Origin of the sequence: Micromonospora sp. NPDC047740 (assembly GCF_043204735.1) — a bacterium.
GTDB lineage: Bacteria > Actinomycetota > Actinomycetes > Mycobacteriales > Micromonosporaceae > Micromonospora.
In genome coordinates this window covers 1-23,984 of record NZ_JBIDCT010000034.1, presented here as the reverse complement: position 1 = coordinate 23,984, position 23,984 = coordinate 1, and the positions used below count along the sequence as shown (strand labels likewise).

The 23,984-nt window shown below is 74.5% G+C and carries 29 protein-coding genes; 11 read left to right on the top strand and 18 right to left on the bottom strand.

Annotated elements, in window-relative coordinates:
- The first annotated feature begins 33 nt into the window (after positions 1-33).
- Together ACGF4F_RS35855 and ACGF4F_RS35850 are read left to right on the top strand one after the other, a co-directional pair.
- The gene (locus tag ACGF4F_RS35855) at positions 34-723 is read left to right on the top strand and encodes a response regulator transcription factor (RefSeq protein WP_064448739.1); all 690 of its coding nucleotides are present in this window, start codon (positions 34-36) and stop codon (positions 721-723) included.
- Between the two features lie 29 nt (positions 724-752).
- Complete coding sequence (locus tag ACGF4F_RS35850) at positions 753-2,141, top strand: HAMP domain-containing sensor histidine kinase (protein ID WP_357446104.1); 1,389 nt, start codon at positions 753-755, stop codon at positions 2,139-2,141.
- Between the two features lie 246 nt (positions 2,142-2,387).
- Here ACGF4F_RS35850 and ACGF4F_RS35845 read toward each other — a convergent pair whose 3' ends face one another.
- The gene (locus tag ACGF4F_RS35845; protein ID WP_357446107.1) at positions 2,388-3,413 is read right to left on the bottom strand and encodes an adenosine deaminase; all 1,026 of its coding nucleotides are present in this window, start codon (positions 3,411-3,413) and stop codon (positions 2,388-2,390) included.
- Positions 3,410-4,240: a trans-aconitate 2-methyltransferase gene (locus tag ACGF4F_RS35840; RefSeq protein ID WP_357446111.1), complete on the bottom strand. Its 831-nt coding sequence runs from the start codon at positions 4,238-4,240 to the stop codon at positions 3,410-3,412. Before ACGF4F_RS35840 ends, ACGF4F_RS35845 begins: the two co-directional genes overlap by 4 nt.
- 84 nt (positions 4,241-4,324) lie before the next feature.
- Between ACGF4F_RS35840 and ACGF4F_RS35835 the strand changes: the two genes are divergently transcribed.
- Entirely contained in the window at positions 4,325-5,308 is a 984-nt protein-coding gene (locus ACGF4F_RS35835) for an aldo/keto reductase (protein WP_357446113.1), read from the top strand.
- Positions 5,309-5,399: 91 nt separating this feature from the next.
- The gene (locus ACGF4F_RS35830; RefSeq protein WP_357446116.1) at positions 5,400-5,597 is read left to right on the top strand and encodes a hypothetical protein; all 198 of its coding nucleotides are present in this window, start codon (positions 5,400-5,402) and stop codon (positions 5,595-5,597) included.
- A 92-nt stretch (positions 5,598-5,689) separates the two neighbouring features.
- Here ACGF4F_RS35830 and ACGF4F_RS35825 read toward each other — a convergent pair whose 3' ends face one another.
- The 7 genes from ACGF4F_RS35825 to ACGF4F_RS35795 all read right to left on the bottom strand — a co-directional run bounded on the left by ACGF4F_RS35825 (position 5,690) and on the right by ACGF4F_RS35795 (position 10,050).
- On the bottom strand, positions 5,690-5,893 hold the full coding sequence (locus ACGF4F_RS35825; RefSeq protein WP_011905669.1) for a cold-shock protein: 204 nt from the start codon (positions 5,891-5,893) through the stop codon (positions 5,690-5,692).
- Between the two features lie 290 nt (positions 5,894-6,183).
- Complete coding sequence (locus ACGF4F_RS35820) at positions 6,184-6,456, bottom strand: DUF4235 domain-containing protein (protein WP_073839488.1); 273 nt, start codon at positions 6,454-6,456, stop codon at positions 6,184-6,186.
- The gene (locus ACGF4F_RS35815; protein ID WP_357446121.1) at positions 6,453-6,815 is read right to left on the bottom strand and encodes a DUF3618 domain-containing protein; all 363 of its coding nucleotides are present in this window, start codon (positions 6,813-6,815) and stop codon (positions 6,453-6,455) included. Before ACGF4F_RS35815 ends, ACGF4F_RS35820 begins: the two co-directional genes overlap by 4 nt.
- A complete protein-coding gene (locus tag ACGF4F_RS35810; protein WP_357446124.1) occupies positions 6,812-7,246 on the bottom strand; it encodes a phage holin family protein in 435 nt (144 codons plus the stop codon). The genes ACGF4F_RS35815 and ACGF4F_RS35810 overlap by 4 nt, the downstream gene beginning before the upstream one ends.
- A gap of 286 nt (positions 7,247-7,532) precedes the next feature.
- Entirely contained in the window at positions 7,533-8,726 is a 1,194-nt protein-coding gene (locus tag ACGF4F_RS35805; protein WP_357446127.1) for a mechanosensitive ion channel domain-containing protein, read from the bottom strand.
- A gap of 74 nt (positions 8,727-8,800) precedes the next feature.
- Positions 8,801-9,622 carry a DUF1206 domain-containing protein gene (locus ACGF4F_RS35800; RefSeq protein WP_357446130.1) on the bottom strand — a complete coding sequence of 274 codons (822 nt, stop codon included), beginning with the start codon at positions 9,620-9,622 and terminating at the stop codon, positions 8,801-8,803.
- A gap of 62 nt (positions 9,623-9,684) precedes the next feature.
- The gene (locus ACGF4F_RS35795) at positions 9,685-10,050 is read right to left on the bottom strand and encodes a hypothetical protein (RefSeq protein WP_357446133.1); all 366 of its coding nucleotides are present in this window, start codon (positions 10,048-10,050) and stop codon (positions 9,685-9,687) included.
- A gap of 75 nt (positions 10,051-10,125) precedes the next feature.
- Between ACGF4F_RS35795 and ACGF4F_RS35790 the strand changes: the two genes are divergently transcribed.
- Both ACGF4F_RS35790 and ACGF4F_RS35785 read left to right on the top strand, forming a co-directional pair.
- Positions 10,126-11,352: a cysteine desulfurase-like protein gene (locus ACGF4F_RS35790; protein WP_357446136.1), complete on the top strand. Its 1,227-nt coding sequence runs from the start codon at positions 10,126-10,128 to the stop codon at positions 11,350-11,352.
- The gene (locus ACGF4F_RS35785; protein ID WP_357446139.1) at positions 11,349-11,636 is read left to right on the top strand and encodes a GNAT family N-acetyltransferase; all 288 of its coding nucleotides are present in this window, start codon (positions 11,349-11,351) and stop codon (positions 11,634-11,636) included. Before ACGF4F_RS35790 ends, ACGF4F_RS35785 begins: the two co-directional genes overlap by 4 nt.
- A 35-nt stretch (positions 11,637-11,671) precedes the next feature.
- Here the strand turns inward: ACGF4F_RS35785 and ACGF4F_RS35780 are convergent, their stop codons facing one another.
- Positions 11,672-13,180: a glycoside hydrolase family 3 protein gene (locus ACGF4F_RS35780; RefSeq protein ID WP_393084748.1), complete on the bottom strand. Its 1,509-nt coding sequence runs from the start codon at positions 13,178-13,180 to the stop codon at positions 11,672-11,674.
- A gap of 131 nt (positions 13,181-13,311) precedes the next feature.
- Between ACGF4F_RS35780 and ACGF4F_RS35775 the strand changes: the two genes are divergently transcribed.
- Both ACGF4F_RS35775 and ACGF4F_RS35770 read left to right on the top strand, forming a co-directional pair.
- Entirely contained in the window at positions 13,312-13,434 is a 123-nt protein-coding gene (locus tag ACGF4F_RS35775; protein ID WP_255471749.1) for a hypothetical protein, read from the top strand.
- Positions 13,435-13,525: 91 nt separating this feature from the next.
- Entirely contained in the window at positions 13,526-14,476 is a 951-nt protein-coding gene (locus ACGF4F_RS35770) for a TIGR03557 family F420-dependent LLM class oxidoreductase (protein WP_357446146.1), read from the top strand.
- A gap of 16 nt (positions 14,477-14,492) precedes the next feature.
- Here the strand turns inward: ACGF4F_RS35770 and ACGF4F_RS35765 are convergent, their stop codons facing one another.
- Positions 14,493-15,317 (bottom strand): PH domain-containing protein, encoded by an 825-nt coding sequence (locus ACGF4F_RS35765; protein WP_357446149.1) that lies wholly within the window; start codon positions 15,315-15,317, stop codon positions 14,493-14,495.
- Between the two features lie 114 nt (positions 15,318-15,431).
- On the opposite strand from ACGF4F_RS35765, the gene ACGF4F_RS35760 reads away from it, so the two are divergent.
- The 3 genes from ACGF4F_RS35760 to ACGF4F_RS35750 all read left to right on the top strand — a co-directional run bounded on the left by ACGF4F_RS35760 (position 15,432) and on the right by ACGF4F_RS35750 (position 17,415).
- Positions 15,432-15,623, top strand: a complete 192-nt coding sequence (locus tag ACGF4F_RS35760) for a hypothetical protein (protein ID WP_357446152.1) — start codon at positions 15,432-15,434, stop codon at positions 15,621-15,623.
- Between the two features lie 75 nt (positions 15,624-15,698).
- A complete protein-coding gene (locus ACGF4F_RS35755; RefSeq protein ID WP_357446155.1) occupies positions 15,699-16,202 on the top strand; it encodes a hypothetical protein in 504 nt (167 codons plus the stop codon).
- A 169-nt stretch (positions 16,203-16,371) separates the two neighbouring features.
- Positions 16,372-17,415 carry a helix-turn-helix domain-containing protein gene (locus ACGF4F_RS35750; protein WP_393084743.1) on the top strand — a complete coding sequence of 348 codons (1,044 nt, stop codon included), beginning with the start codon at positions 16,372-16,374 and terminating at the stop codon, positions 17,413-17,415.
- Positions 17,416-17,622: 207 nt separating this feature from the next.
- On the opposite strand, the gene ACGF4F_RS35745 is transcribed toward ACGF4F_RS35750, so the two are convergent.
- The 7 genes from ACGF4F_RS35745 to ACGF4F_RS35715 form a co-directional block, all read right to left on the bottom strand.
- Positions 17,623-18,609, bottom strand: a complete 987-nt coding sequence (locus ACGF4F_RS35745) for a DNA topoisomerase IB (RefSeq protein ID WP_357446161.1) — start codon at positions 18,607-18,609, stop codon at positions 17,623-17,625.
- Entirely contained in the window at positions 18,593-19,564 is a 972-nt protein-coding gene (locus ACGF4F_RS35740) for a glycosyltransferase family 9 protein (RefSeq protein ID WP_357446164.1), read from the bottom strand. Before ACGF4F_RS35740 ends, ACGF4F_RS35745 begins: the two co-directional genes overlap by 17 nt.
- A complete protein-coding gene (locus tag ACGF4F_RS35735) occupies positions 19,561-20,262 on the bottom strand; it encodes an SDR family oxidoreductase (RefSeq protein ID WP_357446167.1) in 702 nt (233 codons plus the stop codon). Before ACGF4F_RS35735 ends, ACGF4F_RS35740 begins: the two co-directional genes overlap by 4 nt.
- Positions 20,259-21,722 carry a PfkB family carbohydrate kinase gene (locus ACGF4F_RS35730; protein ID WP_393084739.1) on the bottom strand — a complete coding sequence of 488 codons (1,464 nt, stop codon included), beginning with the start codon at positions 21,720-21,722 and terminating at the stop codon, positions 20,259-20,261. Before ACGF4F_RS35730 ends, ACGF4F_RS35735 begins: the two co-directional genes overlap by 4 nt.
- 11 nt (positions 21,723-21,733) lie before the next feature.
- A complete protein-coding gene (locus ACGF4F_RS35725) occupies positions 21,734-22,420 on the bottom strand; it encodes an SIS domain-containing protein (RefSeq protein ID WP_393084736.1) in 687 nt (228 codons plus the stop codon).
- Positions 22,420-23,637 carry a glycosyltransferase gene (locus ACGF4F_RS35720; protein WP_357446176.1) on the bottom strand — a complete coding sequence of 406 codons (1,218 nt, stop codon included), beginning with the start codon at positions 23,635-23,637 and terminating at the stop codon, positions 22,420-22,422. The genes ACGF4F_RS35725 and ACGF4F_RS35720 overlap by 1 nt, the downstream gene beginning before the upstream one ends.
- The coding region (locus ACGF4F_RS35715) for a glycosyltransferase (RefSeq protein ID WP_393084733.1) at positions 23,622-23,984 on the bottom strand (363 nt) is incomplete at its 5' end. The genes ACGF4F_RS35720 and ACGF4F_RS35715, both read right to left, overlap by 16 nt.

Genomic DNA, 23,984 nt, shown 5'->3' with positions numbered 1-23,984 from the left:
CGATCAACTTGCCACCCCGAGTACGGTGCTGACGTGGCAACCGTCCTCCTGGTCGAAGACGATCACGTCGTACGCGGCGCCATGCTGCGCTCCCTCACCGACCGGGGGCACGCCGTGCACGCCGTCGGCACGGCGCTGGACGCACTGCGCCGGGTCGCCGCCGAGACACCCGACCTGGTCGTGCTCGATCTCGGCCTGCCCGATCTGGACGGCTCGGACGCGCTGCGGATGCTGCGCGGGATCACCGACGTGCCGATCATCATCGCCACCGCGCGGGACGACGAGCAGTCCGTGGTACGCCTGCTGCGGGCGGGCGCCGACGACTACATGGTCAAGCCGTTCACCGGCGCCCACCTGGACGCCCGGATCACCACGGTGCTCCGCCGGGCGGGCCGGGCCAGCCGTACCGTCGCGCCGGCCGTGCACACGGTGGGTGGCCTGCGGGTGGACGTCGGCGAGCGCAGCGCGGTGCTGGACGGGGAGCCGCTGGCCCTGACCCGTAAGGAGTTCGACCTGCTGGCGTATCTCGCCGCGCGTCCCGGCCGGGTAGTGTCCCGGCGCGAACTCTTGGAGGAGGTATGGCGGCAGCCCTCGGTCGGCGAGGACCAGACCATCGACGTTCACCTATACTGGCTGCGCCGCAAAATGGGCGAGTCCGCAGCGAAGCCGCGCTACCTGCGCACCGTGCGGGGGGTCGGCTTCCGGCTGGTGGCGCCGGACTGAGGCCGGCGCTGGCCTGGCTCACGGCCGGCATGTGCAGCCTCGTCGCGCTCGCCTTCCTCATTCCGCTCGGGATCACCCTCGGCGACCAGGCGCGCGACGACAAGTTGGCCGACGCGGCCCGGCGCAGCGCCCTGGTCACGGGCGCGCTCGCGGCCAGCACCGACCCGGAGGTGGTCCGGCGGGCAGTGGCGGCGGCCGGCGACGAGCGCACGCCACGGCCGGTCGTACACGGGATCGGCGCGGACGAGTCCGGCGGCCGGGCCGACGCCACGGCGCTGGACCGGGCCGGCACCGGGCGCCGCTCGGTGGTCACCGACGTGCCCGGCGGCGTGCTGCGGCTGGACCCGGTGGTGCTCGGCGACAAGATGGCCGTGGTGGAGGTCTTCGTCCCCGAGACGGTGCTCGACGAGGGCTCCGTCGAGCGGTGGCTGCTGCTGTTCGCGGTGGCCGTGGCGCTGGTCGGGGCCGCGGTGATCGTGGTCGACCGGGTGGCCGCCCGCGCGGTGGACGCCACCGGCGAACTGGTCAAGGCGGCGCTCGCGGTCGGCGACGGTGACCTCGGGTCACGGGTCGACCCGACCGGCCCGCGGGAGCTGGCCGAGGCCGGGCATGCGTTCAACCGGATGGCGGAGCGCCTGGTCGCGCTCCGCGCCGACGAGCGCGAACTCGTCGCCGACCTGTCCCACCGGCTGCGTACCCCGCTGACCGCGCTGCGACTGGACGCCGAGGCGCTGGAGTCCGACGACACCAGCATCGGCACGTTCAGCGCGGCGGAGCTGGACCGCCGCCGGGGCATCCGGCGGATCCGCCAGGCGATTGCCACGCTGGAGGGCGAGGTCGACCAGCTGATCAAGACGACCCGCAAGGCGGTCAGCCAGGAGACCGGCCCGGCCACCTGCGACGCCAGCGAGGTGGTCCGGGACCGGATGATCTTTTGGGCGGCGCTGGCCGGCGACCAGAACCGCCCGCACCGGGTGGTCGGGGCGCAGCTGCGCATCCCGGTCCCGGTGCCCCGGGCCGAGCTGGCCGCCGCGCTCGACGCGGTGATCGGCAACGTCTTCCGCTACACCCCACAGGGCACCGCCTTCGAGGTGGCGGTCAGCCGGCGGGACGGGTGGGTGGCGCTGCGCATCGACGACGCCGGCCCGGGCATCGCGAACCCCGACCGGGCGCTGCGCCGGGGCGCCAGCGACCAGGGCTCCACCGGGCTGGGGCTGGACATCGCCAAGCGGGTGGCGCTGCAGGCCAACGGGTCGGTCAGCATCGACCGGGCCCGGCTCGGCGGGGCCAGCGTGGTGATGCTGCTCGCCGACCCCGAGGCGACGCCCCGGCCGGTCAACCGGTTCGGCCTGGTGGGGCGGATGGCGCGGGACGCCCGGGAGCAGAAGACCGGCCGCCGCTGGCGGCGCCCGCGCTGACGCGCTGGTTGTGCGCCGGCGCAAGTCTTCCTTAGGACTGGATTAACGGCGGTCGACTTGCCCTCGTGGGCTGCCAGGATCAGAAGGCGAACCCATCAGTTCCGTCGGCCGGGACGCCCCGTCACACCATCCGGCCGGTGGGGCCGTGCGCGCGGCGGGAGTCGGTCCCCCCACATCCGCTCCCGTCGCGCGCCACTCCCCGTCGCGTCGCACCACCCCGGCTTGACCTGACCGCCGCCGGTGCGCTCAGCGCGTCGCGGTCGCCAGGTACGCGTCGATCTCGCCACTGATCCGGGCCTGCTCCGTGGGCTCCAGGAACGCGGCGGTGACCGCGTTACGGGCCAGCGCGGCGAGCCCGTCCCGGCCGAGATTCAGCAGCCGGGCGGCCACCGCGTACTCGTCGTTGAGGGTGGTGCCGAACATGGGCGGGTCGTCGGAGTTGACGGTGACCAGCACCCCGGCCTCGACGAACTGCGGCAGCGGGTGCTCCTCGATGCTCGCCACCGCCCGGGTGCGGACGTTGGAGGTGGGGCACACCTCCAACGGGATCTGCCGCTCGGCGAGGTAGGTGAGCAGTTCCGGGTCGAGCACGGCGGAGACACCGTGGCCGATCCGCTCCGCGCCCAGCTCCCGCAGCGCGTCCCAGACGGTCTCCGGGCCGGTGGTCTCGCCGGCGTGCGGCACCGAGCGCAGCCCGGCCGCCCGGGCCTGGTCGAAGTACGGCTTGAACTGCGGCCGCGGCACCCCGATCTCGGGCCCGCCCAGGCCGAAGCTGATCAACCCGTCCGGACGCTGCTCCAGCGCGATCCGCAGGGTCTCCTCGGCGGCCGGCAGCCCCGCCTCGCCGGGGATGTCGAAGCACCAGCGCAGCGCGATGCCGAAGTCCGCCTCGGCCCGCTTGCGGGCGTCCTCGATCGCCTCGCAGAACGCCGGCGCCGGGATCCCCCGCCGCACGTGCGAGTACGGCGTGACGGTCAGCTCGGCGTACCGGACCTGCTGCCGGGCCAGTTCGCGGGCCACCTCGTGGGTCAGGATCCAGACGTCCTCGGGGTCGCGGATCAGGTCCACGACGCTGAGGTAGACCTCGATGAAGTGGGCGAAGTCGCGGAAGGCGAAGTAGTCGGCGAGCCGCTCCGGGTCGGCCGGGACCGGGCTGCGCCCCTCGTGCCGGGCGGCCAGCTCGGCGACGATCCGGGGCGAGGCAGAGCCGACGTGGTGCACGTGCAGCTCCACCTTGGGCAGTCCGGCGATGAACGTGGGCAGGTCGGTCACAGATTCTCCTCGGCGCGGGCGCCGGTACGGGCGACCACGAAGATCCGGCGGAACGGGAAGTACACCTGACCCTGCCGCACCGGGTACGCCTGCGCGAGCCGTACCCCGAGCTCGGCGCGGAAGTCGGCCCAGCCGGCGGCGTCGAGCGCGGCCCGGACCGGGCGCAGCGCCGTCCCCTCCATCCAGCTCAGCACCGGGTGGTCCGCGCCCGCGGCGGCGGGAAGCAGGTGCACGTAGGTAGTTTCCCAGGCGTCGACCGCGCAGCCCGTACCGGCCAGCAGCGCGGCGTAGTCGACCGGGTCGTCGACGGGCGCCTCGCGCAGCAGCGGGGCGAGCGTGTCCCGCCACCGGTCGTGCCCGGCCAGCTCGCGCAGTGACCGGTGCGACGGGGCGGCGAAGTTGCCGGGCACCTGGACCGCGAGCCACGCGCCGGACGGCAGCTCGGCGACCCATCGGGCGAGCAGCTCCTGGTGGCCGGGCACCCACTGGAGCACCGCGTTACAGACGACCACGTCGACGTCCGGCTCTGGCCGCCAGGAGCGCACGTCCCCGACCGAGAAGGTGACCACTTCGGCCAGGGTGCCGGCCGCAGCCAGGCTACGGACCCGGGTCTGGGCGCGGGCCTGCGCGATCATCTCGGCGGAGGAGTCCAGGCCGGAGATCCGGCTGTCCGGCCAGCGGGCGGCGAGGGTCGTGGTCAAGGTGCCCGGGCCACAGCCGAGGTCGACGACCGCGCGGGGCCGCTCCGCCGGGACCCGGGCCAGCAGGTCGTGGAACGGCCGGGACCGCTCGTCGCCATAGCGCAGGTAGGTGCTGGGATCCCACATGACGGCCTCCAAACCGTACGTACGTCTTGCTAGACCCTACGGCCCGCCGCGAGAACCGGCAAGCCGCTCACTAGGCTCTCCGGCGTGGAACACCGCAGCTTCGACCGGCTCGGCCGGCAGGTGGGCATCGTCGGACTCGGCGCCTGGCAGCTCGGCGCCGACTGGGGTGAGGTCAGCGAGAGCACGGCGATGGCCGTCCTCGCCGCCGCCGTGGACGCCGGGGTCACCTTCCTGGACACCGCCGACGTGTACGGCGACGGCCGCAGCGAGCAGCTGATCGGCCGGTTCCTGCGCGAGCGCCCCGGGCGCGGGCTGACGGTGGCCACCAAGATGGGCCGGCGGGTGCCGCAGACGCCGGAGGCGTACACCCTGGACAACTTCCGGACCTGGACCGACCGGTCCCGGGCCAACCTCGGGATGGACACCCTCGACCTGGTGCAGCTGCACTGCCCGCCCACCGCGGTCTTCGCCGACGACCGGGTCTTCGACGCGCTGGACACGCTGGTCGCAGAGCAGCGCGTCGCCGGGTACGGGGTCAGCGTCGAGACCTGCGACCAGGCGCTCACCGCCATCGCCCGCCCCGGGGTGGCCAGCGTGCAGATCATCCTCAACGCGGTCCGGCACAAGCCCCTGGACCGGGTGCTGCCCGCCGCCGCGGCGGCCGGGGTCGGCATCATCGCCCGGGTGCCGCTGGCCAGCGGCCTGCTCTCCGGGCGGTACGACGAGCACACCACCTTCCCCGCGAACGACCACCGCACCTTCAACCGGCACGGCGAGTCGTTCGACGTCGGCGAGACCTTCTCCGGGGTGGACTACGACCTCGGCCTGGCCGCCGTACGCCGGCTCGCGCCGCTGGTCGGCGCCGACCGGACGATGGCCCAGTTCGCGCTCCGCTGGATCCTCGACCAGCCCGGCGTCACCGTGGTCATCCCCGGCGCACGCAACGCCGAGCAGGCCCGGCGCAACGCCGCCGCGGCCGACCTGCCGCCGCTGACCGAGGGGGAGCTGGCCGCCGTCCGCGAGACCTACGACGAGCTGATCCGGCCGCAGGTGCACGGGCGGTGGTGACCCGGCCCGTGGGCGGCGTCGGCGCGGCGTCGCCGCGGACCGCCGCCGGCGGGCATCCTGGAGTCGGGCGGGCGTCGTCGGAGGGGGAACGATGAAAGGCTGGTTCCGGCTCACCCTGGGGCTGCTGGCCGTCGTGCTGGGTGCGGTCTGGACGCTGCAGGGACTGGGCTACGTGGACGGCAGCATGATGACCGGCGAACGGATCTGGGTGGTCATCGGCCCGATCGTCGTCCTGATCGGACTCGTCGTGCTCTGGTACGGGTTGCGGGCCCGGCGCCGGCGTACCTGAACCCGAGGAACGCGTCCAGAGGCGGAAAGCCCCGCGTCCCGGAAGCGGGAAGCGGGGCTTCGTGCCGGCCGGCGCGGCCGGCAATTCGTCGCTCAGAGGGGGCGGACCTGCTCGGCCTGCGGACCCTTCTGACCCTGGGCGATCTCGAACTCCACCCGCTGGTTCTCCTCCAGCGTGCGGTAGCCGCTGGTCTGGATGGCCGAGAAGTGGACGAACACGTCAGCACCCCCGCCGTCGACGGTGATGAAGCCGAAGCCCTTGTCAGCGTTGAACCACTTCACGGTTCCCTGCGCCATGTGTATCTCCTTCTAAAACTGGCGGCCGAGCACGCCGTGCGGCCGGTTGGCCGTTTTCGAGCAGCGGCGCCTGAGGCGGCCCCCGGTGAAGGAGACTTCTCTCAACCCACGCGTCTCTCAACAGCGTGAGACAGCAAACCACGTACGCAAAAACTCTGCACAGCCTACCCGACGAAATTCTCCGACATGTGACCTGACGGTTGTCAAAGGTCCACTGGCCGGGCTGTGCGAGCCGTGCGAAAGGCCCCCTTCCCGCGCTGGCGAAAAGAGGGCCTGCCGTGCGTAACTGATCAGTCGGGCCAGTGGCCGGTGAGCCGGCGTACGCCGACCGCCCCGCCCCGGGCCACCGCCGAGTGGACGACCGCGAAGATGGCCCCCTGCAACGCCGCGGCGGCCAGGATCTCGCCCCAGCCCCGCTCCTCGTCGGTGGCGCTCGGCGCGTCGCCCTCGCCCGCCGTGATCCGCCAGACCTGCCGGAAGATGGCCCCGGCGACCGTACCGGCGGCCACCCCGAGCAGCACCCCGACGGGCTTGTACGCCACCTTGCCGATCCTGTTGCTCACCTACGCCTCCCGCGCACGATCAGCAGCACCACCACGGTCGCCACCGCGCCGGCCGCGACGGCCGCCCAGGGCGCGACCGCCCTGCCCTTCCCGGACGTCCGGGCCCGGGCGAGCCGGGCCTTCCCGGCCGCCTGCTCCCGGGCGAACCGGGACTTCGCCGTCGCCTGCCCGCGCACCCGGGCCACGGCCTGGGCGGCCTGCTCGCGCATGCGCCCCTTCGCCTGCTCGGCAGACTCCCGCAGCCGGGCCTTCACGTCGGCCCGGGCGGCCAGCAGCTCCATCGTCTCACCGAGTTCCACCCGCGTGCGGCGGATCTCCTCACGGAGCGCCTCCACATCGCCGCGTCCGTTGCCGGTCATCCCCGTCTCCCGTCCTTCACCGCGGCGGCGACGGTGTCGACGTCCGCCCGGACACTGCGGACCGTCGCCTCCGGCACCGGTGGGACAGCACGGCTGACCTGCGTCTTGCCGACCAGGGCGAGAACCCCGGCGAGCAGGAAGAGCGCCACCGCCACGATCAGGGCGGCCAGCCACGCGGGCAGGACCAGCGCGAGCGCCAGGATCACCGTGGCGACCAGCGCCCCCGCGCCGTAGAGGGCCATCACCCCGCCGCCGCCGAACAGGCCGATCCCGATGCCGGCGTGCTTGCCCTTGCGGGTGAGTTCCACCCGGGCCAGCGCCAGTTCGTCCCGGACCAGGCGGGAGACCTGCTCGGTGGCCCGCTGGATGAGCTCCGCGGTGGACGGCTCGCTCCCGTTCCGGGACGTGCTGCGACTCGCGACGTCAGCCATGCTGTCCTCCTTTCATCATCCCCGCGCTGTATGCCCGGAGTCGCCGCCCGTCAATCCTGCGCGGAGAACGGCCGGTCGGCCCGGCCGCACACCACCGGACTCCGGGCCGCCGGGATGGCGAGCCCGAGCCGGGGCGTGCGCCGCGGGTCCCCCGAAACACGCCGGACAAACGCAGCGGGCGGAATGTCTTGCGCGGTGGCGACGCCCCGGTGGCTGCCCCCTGGCACCGAGGTCGCCGCCCGCTGACGCGCGGGAGCCCCGACTCCGGGCTCGGGGGCGGGTCCGGTCAGCGGTGGGCGTCGACGGGCTCCTCCGGGCCGACGAAGACCTCGCTGCGGGCCTCGCCGTCGTCGCTGCCGCCGAAGACCCGCGCGTCGTCGGGCACGTCTTCGGGCAGCCGGGGGGCGGGCCGCCGGGACCGCACCGCCTGCCACGGCAGCGCGCCGGAGACGTCGCCCACCTCGGTACGCAGCCGGGGCAGCGCGGCCGGGCGCTGGTCGCGTACCCAGGCCACCAGGTGCTCGCGGACCAGGCAGCGCAGGTCCCACAGGCTGCCGGCGTCGGCGGCGCTGACCAGGGCCCGCACCTTGACCATGCCGCCGGTGGCATCGGTCACCTGGAGTACGCAGACCCGGCCGTCCCACAGCTCGGTGCTCTCGCAGAGCCGGCGCAGTTCCTCCCGCATCGCCTGGACCGGGATCGCCCAGTCCACGTCGAACTCGGCGGTGCCGAGCACGGCCGCCTCGGTACGGGTCCAGTTCTGGAACGGGGTGCGGGTGAAGTAGGAGGTGGGCAGGATCAACCGCCGGTCGTCCCAGATCTGCACCACCACGTAGCTGAGGGTCAGCTCCTCGATCCGGCCCCACTCCCCCTCGACCACCACCACGTCGTCGAGGCGTACCGCGTCGCTGAAGGCGAGCTGGAGGCCGGCGAAGACGTTGCCCAGCAGGCTCTGGGCGGCCAGCGCGGCGACCGCGGCCGCCACACCGGCGGAGGTCAGCACGCCGGCGCCGATGCCCCGGACCGCGGGGAACGTCATCAGCATGACGCCCACGGTCAGGATGACGATCACCGCGATGGTGAGCCGGCGGAGCATCACCACCTGGGTCCGCACCCGGCGGGCGTGCCGGTTGTTCGGCACGTCCACCCGGAACCGGGCCAGCGCGGTGTCCTCGATCACCACCAGCAGCGAGGCGACCAGCCAGGCCGCGGCGACGATCAGGGCCAGCACCAGGACGTGCAGGACGACCTGACGCCACGGGCTGCCGACCGCGTACAGGGTGCCGAAGCGGACGCCGAGCTGCCCGGCGAACACGGTCGCGGCCACCTGGAACGGGCGGTGCGAGTGCTCGGTGAGCTCGGTCATCAGCACCGAGCGCCGGCCCAGCCGGCGGGCCACCCGGTGCACCACCTCGACCAGCAGCAGAGCGGCCGCCGCCGCGGCGAGCGCGGCGACGGCCGTTCCGACGTAGCTCTGCACGGATCTCTCCCCTCCAGCCGGGCATGCTCGGGCAAAGGGCCCATAATGCCCGACGGCCCCGGTATCGACCAGGATCAGACCCGCCGGTATCGGGACTGGAGGAAGCAGTAGATGCCGAAGGCGGCGATGCCGAGCGCCGCGAGGGTGAGCAGCACCGGCCCGTACGACTGGTCCCGCAGGATACGCAGGGCGGCGTCGAGGCCGCGGGCCTTCGCCGGGTCGTACTTGACCGCGGCCACCATGATCAGCAGGCCGGCGATGGCGAAGACCGCGCCCCGGGCGGCGTACCCGGCCATGCCGAGGCGGCGGGCCAGGGTGTGCGCCCTCGGGGTCAGCTGCCCGATCGTGAGATTGCGCTCGAACTTCTTCTTCAGCCCGTACCCGATCATGCCGACGCCGATGGCGGCGAGCACCAGGCCGGCCAGGCCGACCAGCCACCGGCCGCCGGTGCCGGCCATCAGCTTCGCGGTGAGCGCCTGCTGCTGGTCGGCGGCGTTGGCGCTGGCGTCCTGGAAGACCTTGACGGCGGTCCAGGCCAGCCAGCCGAAGACGACGGTACGGACCACGGACGCGATCCGCTCGAAGAGGCGGTCCCGGCCGCGCAGTCTGCGGTGGCCGATGGTCGCCTCGAACGCCTGCCAGAGCGCCATGGCGAACAGGCCGATCGCGATCGCCACCAGCAGGAACTTGCCGAGCGGCTGGGCACCCAGGGTGCGCAGGGCGCCGTTCTGGTTGCCCTCCTCACCGGAGTGACCGAAGGCGATCTGGAGCGCGAGCCAGGCGAAGAGGAGGTGCAGGATCCCGTAGCCGACGAAGCCGGCCCGGGTCAACAGTTCGAGCCACCGGCTGTTGGCGGCCCGGGCGGCGGTGGCGCCGGCGTTCCGGGTGAGTGACATGGCCGCACAATCTCCCGCCGCCATGATCTCCAAACGTCGGCCACCACCGCCCGTGGCCGCGGTCAGCCGTTGGGGTTACGGGCCACCCGGATGGCGACCTGGTCGGCGGTGACGCTGTCCAGGCTCACCTGGAAGCCGCCGGCCTCGGTGGCCTGCTGGCCGGTGGTGAGCGAGAGCTGCTCCCCGGCCACCTCCACGGTCACCTGGTCACCCTGGACGCCGACCAGCTTGGCCTCGATGCCGAGGATGCTGGCGCTGGCCTCGACGCCCCGGTCGAATGTGACCGTGCAGGCGTCCAGGCCGCAGTCGGTGTCGGCGCCCTCGGAGCTGCAACCGGCCAGCAGCGCGACGCCGAGCGCGAGGCCGGCCAGCAGGCCGCCGGCGCGGCGGACGGGGGTCAGTGCGGGGGAAACGTGTCGGTTCGTCACCGTGCCAAGGGTACGAGACGATCGCCACGCCGCCACCGGCGTGTGATCGTTTCCGGCGGGCGTTAGGGTCCCGCCATGCCGTTCGACATCGCCCGCACCCGGGCCGCCTATCCCGCGCTGACCGAGGGCTTCGCCCACTTCGACGGTGCCGGCGGCACCCAGACCGCCCAGCCGGTGATCGACGCGGTCGCCACCGCGATGCGGGCCGCGACGGGCAACCGGAGCAGCGCATTCGTGCCCGGCCGGCGGTCGCTGGAGCTGGTCGCCGCCGCCCGCTCGGCGGTGGCGGACCTGCTCGGCGCGCAGGCCGAGGGGGTGGTGCTCGGGCCGAGCGCCACGGCGCTGACGTACACCCTGGCCCGGACGCTCGGCGCGGGCTGGCGGCCGGGCGACGAGGTGGTCGTCTCCCGGCTGGACCACGACGCCAACGTCCGGCCGTGGGTGCAGGCGGCCGAGGCCGCCGGGGCGAGGGTGCGCTGGGCCGAGTTCGACCCGGCGACCGGCGAGCTGCCCGCCGGCCAGTACGCCGACCTGGTCGGCGAGCGCACCCGGCTGGTCGCGGTGACCGCCGGCAGCAACGCCATCGGCACGGTGCCCGACGTCGCGGCGATCGCCAAGACCGCGCACGCGGCCGGCGCGCTGGTCTGCGTGGACGGAGTCCACGCGGTGCCGCACGGCCCCACCGACCTGACCTCGCTCGGCGCGGACTTCCTGGTCACCAGCGCCTACAAGTGGTCGGGGCCGCACCTGGCGGCGATGGTCGCCGACCCGGACCGCTGGGCGAGGCTGCGGCCGGCGAAGCTGCTGCCCTCCTCCGACGCGGTTCCGGAGCGGTTCGAGTACGGCACGCCGAGCTTCCCGCTGCTTGCCGGGGTGGCCGCCGCGGTGGACCACCTGGCCACTCTGGACCCCACGGCGACCGGCAGCCGCCGGGACCGGGTCCGGGCCGGGCTGGCCGCCGCCCAGGCCCACGAGGAGGCGGTCTTCGAGCGGCTGCTCACCGGGCTGGCCGCGCGGCCTGCGGTCACCGTGTACGGATCCCCGGCCCGGCGCTGCCCCACGGTGTCGTTCCGGCTGGCCGGGCTGGGCCCGGCGGAGACGGCGGCGGGGCTGGGCGCGGCCGGCGTCTGCCTCTCCGCCGGTGACTACTACGCCTACGAGTACTTCCAGACGATGGGGCTGCGGGACAGCGGTGGCGCGGTCCGGGCCAGCGTCTACCACTACAACACGGCCGAGGAGGTGGACCGGTTGCTGGCCGAACTGGACCGGCTGGCCGACAGCGGGGAGACAATGGCCGGGTGAGCTACCTGGTCGAGGACGACCCCGCCAAGCGTCGGTTCGAGATCCTGGTCGACGACGCGCTGGCCGGGTTCACCGCGTACCTGCCGCGCAACGGCGTGCTGGTCCTGACGTACACCGAGGTGGACGAGCGCTACCGGGGCATGGGCGTGGGCGAGGCGCTGGTCCGGGGCACCCTGGACCAGCTCCGCGAGCGCGGTGACCGAATCGTGCCGCAGTGCGCCTTCGTCGCCAGGTTCATCGAACGCCATGTCGAGTACGCCGACCTGGTGGTCGCCGCGCCGTAGGCCCCGACCGGGTGGCCGGCCCGGCCGCGCCCGGATCAGCGGGTGCCGGCGAGGAGTTCGGCGGCGGCGTACCCGGCCGCCCGGGTGGCGCCGTGGGTGGCCACGTGCACCGCGCCGGTGACCAGCTCGGGGACGCCCAGCTCGACCACCACCGCGTCGGGTCGGGCCGCCAGCGCGCGATCCACCGCCGACCGCATCCAGTCGTGCCGGTGCAGGTCCCGCACCACCAGCACCAGGGGGCGGCCGGCCGCCCCGCCGGCCGGGTCGGCCGGGGTGTCGCCCTCGGCGTAGCGGACGGTGGTGGTGCCGGCGACGAGCGCGGTCAGCGGTGCGGCGATCCCCCACGGGGTCTCCGCGCCGATGGCGAGGTTGCGGGGCGGGGCGAACTCCACCACGTGCGCCGGGCCGGCCAGCGGTAGCACCCCGGCCCCGGCCGCCCCGGTGACCACGCGCACCGCCCGGCGCGCGGCGGCCAGCCCGATCGCCGAGCCGTTGCCGGCGTGGGCCACCGGCGGCCGGTCAGCGCGGGCGGCGACCGTCCAGGCGGCGAGCTGGCCGACCCGCTTCGCCGCCTCGGCCAGGCGTTCCTCGGGCAACTGGCCGGCCACCACGGCGGCGACGATGGCGTCGCGCAGCTCCGCCGCGTCCGCCTCGGCGGCCCGCTCCCCGCCCACGCAGATGGCGTCCGCCCCGGCGGCGAGGGCGCGCACGGCCGCCCCGGCGAAGCCGTAGCGGTCGGAGACCGCCCGCATCTCCACCGCGTCGGTCACCACCACCCCCTGGAAGCCCAGCTCATCGCGGAGCAGCCCGCCGAGGATCCGGGGGCTCAGCGTGGCCGGCAGCTCCGGGTCCAGCGCCGGCACCAGCAGGTGTCCGGTCATCACGGCCTGCGCCCCGGCGGCCACCGCCGCCCGGAACGGGGCCAGTTCGACCGCGTCCAGCCGGGCCCGGTCGCCGTCGATGCGGGGCAGGTCGTGGTGCGAGTCGACGTGGGTGTCGCCGTGACCGGGGAAGTGCTTGGCGCAGGCGGCCACTCCGCCGGCCTGGAGTCCGCGTACCCAGGCGGCGGTGTGCCGGGCCACCAGGGTCGGGTGGGCGCCGAACGAGCGGACCCCGATGACCGGGTTGGCCGGGTTGGAGTTGACGTCGGCGTCCGGGGCGTAGTTGAGGCTGACTCCCAGGGCGGCCAGTTCGGCGCCCAGGTCGCGGGCGACCTCCTCGGTCAGCTTCGGGTCGTCGACCGCGCCGAGGGCGAAGTTGCCGGGTCGCGAGCTGCCCCGGGCGGACTCGATCCGGGTGACGTCCCCCGCCTCCTCGTCGATCGCGACGATCACGTCGGGCCGCTCGGCACGCAGCGCCGCGGTCAGGCGGGCGAGCTGGTAGTGGTCGACGACGTTGCGGGCGAAGAGGACCACCGAGCCGAGCCCCGAGCCGAGCCATCGGCGGATCCAGGCCGGCGGGGTGGTGCCGACGAATCCTGGTTGCAGGACGGCCGCGGCGAGACCCGCCAGGTCTCCGGTCGCTCCCTCGATCCGCGCGCTCACACGTACCCCCGTCTCCCCCACGGCCCGCCGCCTCCGGCGGTGGTGTCATGGTCACATCGCCTCCCGAAATAGTCAACAATCCTTACTGTTAGCGCCTGGCGCACCCCGGCACGCCGTGGGAGAGTGCGGGAATGCACCCCGCGCTGCTCGCCGACGCCACCACCGCCGCGGACATCCCCGGCGTACGCCTGCTCGGCCTGGTGGTGGGCGGCCTGCTCCTGCTGCTCGCCATCCGCGCGATGTTCCGCCGCTGATCGCCGGAGCCGGCGGCGTTCGCGCGCCAGCTTCCCGGGTACGGCTGTCGTCGTCCGTACGGTGCGCCCGGCACCCGGCGAGGGGGATGTGATGAAGATCGGTTACTTCCTGTCCAGCGAGGAGTACGGCCCGGCGGAACTGCTCGCGCAGGCACGCGCCGCCGAGCAGGCCGGCTTCGCGGCGCTGTGGATCTCCGACCACTACCACCCCTGGCTCGACGTGCAGGGCCAGAGCCCCTTCGTCTGGTCCACGATCGGCGCGCTCAGCCAGGTCTGCTCGCTGCCGGTGACCACCGCGGTGACCTGCCCGATCATGCGGATCCACCCGGCGCTGATCGCCCAGGCCGCGGCCACCAGCGCGGTGCTGCACCCAGGCCGGTTCGTGCTCGGCGTCGGCACCGGCGAAGCGCTCAACGAGCACATCCTCGGCGACCCCTGGCCGCAACTCGACCTCCGGTTGGCGATGCTGGAGGAGGCGGTCGAGGTGATGCGCAAGCTGTGGCGCGGCCGGTTCGTCAACCACTACGGCGAGCACTACACGGTGCAGCACGCCCGGATCTACACGTTGCCGGACACTCCCCCGTCGGTCTACCTGTCCGGCTTCGGTCCGAAGTCGATCGACCTGGCCGCCCGGATCGGCGACGGCTACATCAGCACCAAACCCGACGCCGACCTGGTCCGCCGGTTCCGGGACGGCGGCGGCGGCGACAAGCCGTGCCAGGCCGGCTTCAAGGCGGCGTACGCCGAGAGCGAGGACGAGGGCGCCCGGCTCGCGTACGAGAAGTGGCCGAACGAGGCAATGCCCGGCGAGCTGTCCCAGGTGCTCCCCTCGCCGAGGCACTTCGAGCAGGCCGCGCAGTTGGTCAAGCCGGAGATGATGAAGCAGTCGTTCGTCTGCGGCAAGAACCCGGACGCCCATCTGGAGATGATCGACAAGTTCGCCAAGGCCGGCTACGACGAGCTCTACGTGACCAACACCGGCCCGCACTGGCAGGGCCTGCTCGACCTCTACCAGCGCGAGGTGCTGCCTCGGCTGCCCTGAGCCGGGGCGGACACCCTCAGCCCACACTGAGCGCCCGGCACAGCCGGTCGTTGCCGGCCGTCGTGCCGATCGCGGCCCGCTCCTCGGTGTGGTCGACATAGAAGCGCAGCACGTCGGCCAGGAACCACGGGTGCACCGGCAGCCAGCCGAGCCACAGCCGGGGCGCCGCCACCGGGCTCCAGACCAGGCCACGGCCCTCGATCAGTTCGGGGCGGACCACCCGCAGCAGCAGCGAAGCCCCGGACCGCTGCCGCACCGGCGTGCCGGGGGCCAGCGCCTCCCACGGGATCCTCCGCCGGCCGAACTGCTCCCGTATCTCGAGCCCGGCCGGGGTGAGGTCGACCCGCGGGCGATCGCCGAAGACCGCCACCACCAGCAGGACCACCGGCAGCAGCCACAGCGCCGCCAGGAGCAGCGGCGCGGCGGCCAGCAGGTAGCCGAGCGGCCCTGGGGGACCTTCGGGATCGCGGAGCAGGTCGACGGCCCCAGCCAGCGGGACATCGAATACGGGGAGGAGCAGGACCAGCCCGGCGACGAGCCAGCCGAAGGCCGGGGCGGCGGGCACCCGCAGCAGGCCCGGACCCACGGCGACCAGCCTGACCGGCCGCCGCCACGGCCTCCGCAGGCCGGTCAACCCGACCCTGCCGAGGATCACCAGGGCCAGCAGGGACGACGCCATCCCCAGCGCGAGGTCCCACCCGGGCGAGGGCAGACCGACGGCCACCACGATCGACTCCCGCGCGAGCGAGAAGAGCAGTGCTGCCACGACCGCCAGACGGGAGACGCGAGTACCGGGCGGCGGATGGACGAGGGAAATGGCCTGGGTGGTCGGCGCCGACATGCCGGCATGATGACGCACCCGATCAACCCGGCGTCCGCCCCCGAGCCGACGAGCAGGCGGTCAGACACCCGGTCCGGTTTCGCCCGTGATCGACGGGGGTACCTCCGACCACTGATGAAACCGTCCACGCTCAACGAGCGGCACCGCCCCGACGAGCAGGAGCTGCGCGAACTCGCCGCGCTGCTGCGCTCGCAGCCGCGGAGCCGCGCGGAACTGCGCGAGCTGACCGGCCTCGGGCCGCGCAAGCTCGGCCGGTATCTGTCGCTGGAGCAGGTGGGCGAGGTCTGCGGACACTGCGACAACTAACGCTGGACTAGCCTGACCCGGGCACGCCAGGCGTGCCCGTCGACACACGACCACCACGGCGAAAGGGGCTTGATCGTGATCGAGCAGCCGGCGTACACCGGGTTCGGTTTCTCCGACGAGGAGTGGGGGCTGCTGGTCGGGCTGCCGCAGTCCGTCCTGACCGCGGCGAGCGCGGCGGAGTCCGACGGCGCCCGACGCACCATGGCCGAGAACGCCGCCGGGCTGGAGACCATCGCGGCCGGACGCGAATCGGCGAGCCCGCTGGTGGCCGCCGTCGCCGGCGAGGTCGTCGCCCGGGTGGGTGACCCGGAGATCGGCGCGGAGCTGCCGGTGATCGAGCCCGCCGACCCGCGGGCGATGACCGACGACGTGCTCGCCCGGGCCGCGCAGGCGTCGACCCTGCTGGCCGCCAAGGTGGACGAGGGGCAGGCCGGGGCCTACCGGCACTGGCTGGTGGAGATCGCCGAGCAGGTGGTGGGCGCCGCCGCCAGCGGCGGCCTGCTGGGCCTCGGCGGCGACGTGGTCAGCGACTCGGAGCGCCACTTCCGGGACCGGCTGGCGCAGGTGCTGAACGACTGATCGGGGGCGCGACCCCGCGCCCGGCCTGGGACACCGGCCGAGGCCGACGGAGCTATCAGGTGAAGTTATCCTCGTCAATGACGGATATCAGACGCCCCACGACCGCAGACTGTGGCCTCCGTGGGGCGTCGTCATGGATGGAGGGTGACCGAAACACGGGGGTCGTGGCATGGAAATGATGCTCAACCGGATGATTCTCGACACCGAGCGGGTGCCCGCAGCCGATCGCTTCGGGCTGTGGCTGGACATGCTCGCCGACTCGCCCGCGCCCCTGCGGGTACGCACCGAGCACGCCGACGACTTCGTGGCGCGGGCGGACACCATCGACCTGGGCCGGATGCGGCTTGTCCGCTACCGCTACCCGTCGCTGGACTGCGTCCGGAGCCCAAAGCTGATCCAGCGCTCCGACCCGGACTACTACGTGCTCGCGCTGACCCTCGCCGGCACCGGCACGGCGGACCAGGCGGGCCAACGGAGCGAATGCCGCCCCGGCGACTTCACCTTCTACGACTGCTCCCGGCCGCACGAGGTCAGCCACCACGGCGAGCACCACGGGCTCGCGCACCCCAGCTCGATCGTGGCCTTCATCCCGTACGACGCGCTGCCGCTGCCCCGCCGCCGGCTCGCCGCGCTGTTCGCCGGCCGGATGCCCGGCAACGAGGGGATCGGGGCGCTGCTCGCCGACTACCTCATCCGGATCACCGGTCACCCCGAGCAGTACCACGCGGCGGACGCCGAACGGCTGGCCGGCACCGGGCTCGACCTGGTGTCCATGATGCTTGGCCGGCACCTGGTGTCCGAGGACGTGGTGCCCACCGAGGTTCGCCGCCAGGCGCTGCTGGCCCAGGTGCGCGCCCACATCCGCCAGCACCTGGGGGACGCCACGCTGAGCCCGCAGTCGATCGCGGACGCGCACCACATCTCGGTGCGGTCGCTGCACCGGCTCTTCGAGACCGAAGAGACCACGGTGGCGGCGTACATCCGGGACCAGCGGCTGGAGCGGTGCCGGCGCGACCTCGCCGACCCGGCCCTGCGCGACCGGCCGATCCAGCTGATCGCGGGCCGCTGGGGCTTCCGGGACAAGGCCCACTTCAGCCGCGCCTTCCGGGCGGCGCACGAGGAGACTCCCCAGGCGTACCGGGTGCGGCACCTCGAACAGGCACGCATCGTCAACACTCCGGCGTCCGTAATCAACTCGCAGCGGACATACTGATCCCGGGCCGGCAGCCGGGAGACCGGCGCGGCCCACTGGTAACGGGGGGCCGTGGCGAGGCGCCCGCGACAGGTCGTCGCGGGCGGCCGCCCGGTGCCGACGCCTCCGCGACCCTCGCGGACCGGCCAGTACCCCCGCCGGCCGTCGACGGCCACGCCGGATTCCGGCCCCGTCCAATCTCCCCCCAGGACCTCACGACGGGGCCGGTCAGGCCGCCTCCTCCAGCAGCGCCAGCACGGCCTTCTCCACCGCCTGCCGCGGCGTCGCCGGCTCCACCGGGACCACCACCCCGTCGTGGTAGAGGTCCACCACCCGCGGGTCCACGTAGGACGTGCGGGCCACGGTGGGCGTGTTGCCGAGCAGCTCGGCGACCGAGCGCATCACCGCGGCGACCGCCCGCTTCCGGGCCGTCGCGGAGCGCTGGGCGCCGGCCGTCGCCAGCTCGGTGGCGGCCAGCACCGTGGCGTGCCAGGTACGGAAGTCCTTGGCGGTCATCTCCCCGCCGCTGGCGTCCCGCAGGTAGTCGTTGACCTCGTCGCTGCGTACGTCCCGCCAGAGCCGGCCGTCCCAGTAGCCGAACAGCCGTTCCTCGGCCCGCCGCCGGCGCCGCAGGCTGGTCAGCACCCGGCACAGCTCGGCGTCCTCGATCCGGCGTACCTGCTCGATGCCGCCCTTCGCCGGGAACTCGAAGACCACGCAGCCGCCCCGGGACCGGGCGTGCTCGGGGCGCAGGGTGGCGACGCCGAAGGTGGGGTCGTCACCGGTGGCGTACTGGTCGCTGCCGACCCGGAAGGTGCCCATGTCCAGCAGCCGGGCGACGGTGGCGAGGACGCGTTCGCGGCGCAGCCCGCGCAGCGCCAGGTCGTGGTCCACCTGGTCGCGCAGCACCGGTAGCCGGTGCGCCACCTCCAGCACGTGGTCGAACTTGGCCTCGTCCCGCTTCTGCCGCCACTGCGGGTGGTAGAGGTACTGCTTGCGCCCGGCCGCGTCGATGCCGGTGGCCTGGATGTGCCCGTTGGGGTACGGCGAGATCCACACGTCCCGCCAGGCCGGCGGGATGACGAGATCGCGCAGTCGGGCCAGTTCGTCGGGGTCGCGGACCGGCGCGCCCTCCGGGTCGACGAAGAACCAGCCCTTGCCGCGCCGCCGGCGTCCGTACCCCGGCCGGCCCGGATCGCTACGCCGTAATCGCACCGGAGACTCGCATCGCCCGTTCCGCCTCGTCCGCGGCGGCCAGCACCTCGTCCACCTGAATGGCCGCCAGAGTCGGGTGCCTTCCTACCCCGACGCCGGCCCGCCAACCCCGGTCGAGCCCGGGGCGGCGCGTGACGTCGAGCACCCGGTGCCGGGGCCGGTCCGGCGGCGGCCCCCAGTGCGCCGGCGGCACCGGCCCGAAGAGCACCACCGACGCGGTGCCGTACCCGGTAGCCAGGTGGGCCACCCCGGTGTCCCCGCTGACCACCAGCCGGGCGTCGGCAACCAGGGCGGCCAACTCGGCCAGGTCGGTCCGGCCGGCGAGCACCGCGTTCGGCGGCAGCCCGGCGTCCCGGGCGATCCGGGCGGACAGGTCCCGCTCGCCGGTCGAACCGGTGAGCACCACCCGGTGCCCCCGGTCGGCGAGCGTCCGGGCGAGCGCCGCGAACCGCCCTGCCGGCCAGCGCTTCGCCGGGATCTTGCTCCCCGGATGCAGCACGGTGACGCCGGCCGGCATCCCGGCGGCGGTCGGGCGGCGCAGCGCCAGGTCGCCCGGGTCGGCCGGCAGGCCGTACCAGTCCAGCAGCCGGCACCAGCGGCGGACCTCGTGCTCGTCGTCCTCCCACGGCGGGCCGGCACCGTGCCCCGCCTCGGCGTTCGCGAAGGCAAGCAGCCGGCCGGGCCGGGCGGCGGCGAGCATCCGGTGCGACCGCGGGCCCCGGCCGTGCAGGTTGACCGCCACCTCCGGCGGTGGGCCGGGCCAGGCCGGGTGATCCGCCAGCCCGTCGGTGGGCAGCACCCGGTCGATCCCGCCGACCAGGTCGGCCAGCGGCGCCAGCCAGGCCGGCGCGGCCAGCACCAGCTCGCGGTCCGGGAAGCCGGCCCGCAGGCCGCGCAGCGCCGGGACGGCGGTGGCCAGGTCGCCGACGCCGAGCGCCCGGAGCACGAGGATCACGGGTACGAGGATTCCTGCTCGGCGCAGACCACCATCTCCCGTACGGCGCAGCCGACCGGCTGGGAGAGGGCGAACATGATCGCGGCGGCGGTGTCGGCGGGTTCGTTGAGCGCCGCGTCCGGGCCGGGCCGGTACTGCGCGTCCCGCTCGTCGAAGAACGCGGTGCGCATGCCGCCGGGGATGAGCAGGGTGACGCCGACCGCGCCGGCCAGTTCGGCGGCGAGCGCCCGGGTGAAGCCGACCACTCCGAACTTCGCCGCGCAGTAGGCGGTGGCGTCGCTGACCGCCTTCACGCCGAGGGTGGAGGCGACCGTGACGATGTTCCCCCGGGAGGCTTCCAGGTACGGCAGCGCGGCCCGGATCACCGCGGCCGTGGCGAGCAGGTCGACCGTGACGATCCGTTCCCAGGTCTCGCCCGGGATGTCGGCCAGCCGGCCCGGCATGTCCATGCCGGCGGCGGTGACCACGGCGTCCAGCCCGCCGGAACGTTCGGCCAGCTCCCGGGTGGCGGCTTCGGCGGCCCGGGTGTCGGCCAGGTCGCACTCGATCCACGGAACCCCGTCCGCGGGGCGCTGCCGATCCAGCACGAGGGGACGGCCGCCGGCGCGGGCCACCGCGGTGACCACCGCGGCGCCCAGCCCGCTCGCGCCGCCGGTGATCAGGACGGTGGGGCCGGCCCCGGGTGGACTGCTGCTCATGCCGCCTCCTCGCTCCGCTCGACGCCGGCATGAGGCACCAGGGCGGAGCCCCGACCGGCGCGGGCCGCCGCGATCATGTCGCTGGTGGACCGCCCGTCCAGATAGGGCACGACGACCGTGTGCCCGCCCCAGCGGGCCAGGATCTCCGCCTCGGGCAGGGTCTCCGCGCCGCCACCGCTGGCGTAGTCGCCGCCCTTGACCCAGATGTCGGGCCGCAGCCAGGAGAGCGCCGCGTGCGGCGTCGGCTCGTCGAAGATCATCACCGCGTCCACGCAGCCCAGCGCGGCGAGCAGTCGGCTGCGGTCGCCCTGCGGCACGACCGGGCGCTCGGGGCCCTTCAGGCCGGCCACGCTGGCGTCGGAGTTGAGGCAGACGACGAGGCAGTCGCCGAGCTGCCGGGCCGCCTGGAGGGTCGCCACGTGCCCGGCGTGCAGCAGGTCGAAGCAGCCGCCGGTGGCGACCACCGTGCCGCCGGCGGCCCGCACCTCGGCGACCACCGCACCGGCGGCGTCGGCGCCGATCCGGTCCCCGCCGCCGGAGACCACCACCGGTGAGGCGTCCCGGACCGGGGCGGGCAGCGCGGTGCCCACTCCCCCGCCGGCCACGTACGCGGACGCCTCGGCGACCGCCGCCTGCACCGCCTCGGAGACGAGCGCGCCCCCGGCCAGGGCGAGGGCGGCCGTGGCCGCGAACCGGTCCCCCGCCCCGCAGGTGTCCCCCTCCGCGCTGGCCGGCGCGGGGACCACCAGCGGGGTCGAGCCGGCGTGGCAGAGCAGCGCGCCCTCCCCGCCCATGGTCACCGCGACCGCGCCGGCCTGCCAGCGCTGGCGCAGGGCCTGGGCGCTCCGGGACGCGGTGACCAGCCGGGACGCGCCCGGCCGCACCTTCGCCAGCTCGCGGGCCTCCGCCTCGTTCGGGGTGGCCAGGTGCACCCCGGGCACCGCCTCCGGCCCGCGCGGGTGCGGGTCCCACACCATCGGCGCGCGGGTGGCGGCGAGCGCCGCCCGCAGCGCCGGATCCCGGGCGACGCCCCGGCCGTAGTCGCTGACCAGCACCACGGCGGCGTCGGCGAGCAGCCGCAGCACCGCCTCGCTGGGCTCACCGGGCTCGCCGGCCGGCCCGCCGCGGTCGTGTCGCAGCAGCACCCGGCCGCGGGCCCGCAGCCGGATCTTCTCCGGGGTGGACCCGGCCAGCGGCAGCGCGTACAGCTGCACGCCGGCGGCGGCGAGCAGCGTGCCGAGTCGGGCCCCGCCGGCGTCGTCGGCGACCGCGGTGACCAACGCGACCTCGGCGCCCTCGGCGGCGGCGAAGACCGCGGCCAGGCCGGCGCCGCCGGGGCGGTCGACGTACGTGCTCTCGTCGAGCACCGGCACCGGGGAGTCCGGGCAGAGCCGGTTCACCGTGCCCTCGACGTCCCGGTCCAACAGGGTGTCGCCGAGCACCACCACGGGTCCCGTCACGTTCGACCTCCTCATCGGGCCTGCACCTCCCGGCCGGTGTCGTCACCGAGCACCACCTCGACGCCGGTACGCACCGGGCCCGACCCGGCCGCCGTCCGCGCGGCCAGCGCCGCCGGCAGGGCCCGGTCGACGTACTCGCAGAGCACGTGGGTGGCGACCAGGTGCAGCTCCTGCACCACCTGGCCCTCGGGCGAGTCGATGGCGAGGGTTTCGTGGCAGGTGTCGGCGAGTGGGTTGGGTGTGGGGCCGGTGAAGGCCCAGCAGCGCAGTCCGGTCTCGTGTGCGGCGTGGGCGGCGGTGAGCAGGTTGGTGCTGGTGCCGCTGGTGGTCAGGAGCAGGAGGATGTCGTCGGGTCGGCCGTGGGCGCGGACCTGGCGGGCGAAGACCTCGTTGTAGCCGTAGTCGTTGCCGATGGCGGTGAGGGCGGAGGTTTCGGCGTGCAGGGCGATGGCGGACAGGGGTTCGCGGTCGTCGCGGAGTTTGCCGACGAGTTCGGCGGTGAGGTGCTGGGCCTCCGCGGCGCTGCCCCCGTTGCCCGCCACCAGCAGCCGCCCGCCGCCGGCCAGCCGGTGCGCCAACTCCCCGCCCCAGCGGGCTAGCAGCTCCTCCGACTGCCGGAACGGCAGCAACGCGGCGGCCAGGTGCGTCAGGTGGTCCTCCAGCACCGTTGCGCCGACCACGGGTCCGGGCGCCGTCATCAGGCGACCACCCGGGTGGGTCGACGCACGGTGGCCACCTGGCCGTACACCTCCGCCAGCCGCTCGGCGGTGCTCGACCAGGAGTAGCGGGTGCGGGCCCGGTCCAGGGCCGCCGTGGCGTAGGCGAACCGGCGGATCCGGTCACCGAAGAGTCGGCGGATCGCCGCACCGAGGGCCGCCGGGTCCCGGGCGGGCACCAGGTCGCCGGTCCGTCCGGGCACCACCGTGTCGGTCAGCCCGCCGACCGCGGTGCCGATCACCGGTACGCCGCAGGCCATCGCCTCCAGCGGGGTGAGCCCGAACGGCTCGTACCAGGGGGCGGCCACCAGCACGTCCGCCGACCGGTACCAGCGGCCCATCTCCTCCCGGGGCACCGCGCCGATCAGCTTGACCCGGTCGGCGACCCCGCAGGACTCGGCGAGCGCCCGCAGCCGTCGCGCGTACGGGTCGGTCTCCAGCAGCCCCGCCGGCGGTCCGCCCACCACCACGCACTCGGCGTCGGGGACCAGCGCGGTGGCCCGGATGACGTCCTGGAAGCCCTTGCGTTCCACCAGTCGCCCCACGGTGAGGATGCGTGGCCGGTCGCCGTCCCGTTCGGCGATCGGACCGAGCGGGGCGAAGGTGCTCAGGTTCACCCCGGACGGGACGACGGTCATCCGGGACCGGGGCACCCCCAGCCGGACCAGTTCGGCGACCTCGTCCTGGCACTGGGCCACCACCCGGTCGACCGAGCGGCCCAGCTTGCGCTCGTGCTCGATCCGGCCGGGCGGGCTGGTGTCCTGCGCGCCCTGGTGGCGCCGCTTCACGGTGCCGAGCGCGTGGTACGTCTGCACCACGGGCACCCCGGTCCGCCGGCCGGCGGCGAGTGCGGCGAGACCGCTCATCCAGAAGTGCCCGTGGACCACCTCGGGCTGCCAGTCGCCGGCCCGCCACCGCTCGGCCAACCACTCCCCGAACGCGGGCATGTACGGCAGCAGGTCGTCCTTGGCGACCGGCTCGGCCGGGCCGGCGGGCACGTGCACCACCTCGTAGCCGTCCGCGGTGCGGACCGTCACGGGCAGGTCGACGGCGTCGCGCCGGGTGTAGACCCGGACATCGTGGCCGGCGGCCGCGAGCGCGGCGGAGAGCTCCGCGACATGCGTGTTCTGGCCACCGGCGTCCTCCCCGCCGAGGACGGCGAGCGGGCTGGCGTGCTCCGAGATCATCGCGATGCGCATACTTCCTCCTCCAGCAGCCGGTCCCAGTCGGCGAGGAAACGCTCCAGGCCGTAGCGCTGCCGTGCGGCGCTGCGGGCCTCGGTGCCGGCCCGGCGGGCCGCCGCCGGGTCGTCCACGAGGCCCCGGGCCGCCTCCAGCAGCACGTCGACCCGGGTGGAGAGGGCGCCGGCGGACGGCGGCACCGCCTCCACGGCTTCGGTGGTGGCGAGTGCCACCACGGGCATGCCCATGGTCATTGCCTCGATCAGGCTCAGTCCGAGGGATGTCCAGCGGCACAGGTGCAGGTATGCCCGTCGTCGGGCGAGTTCGGTGTGCATGGCGTGTTGTGGTACGTCGTCGTGGCTGGT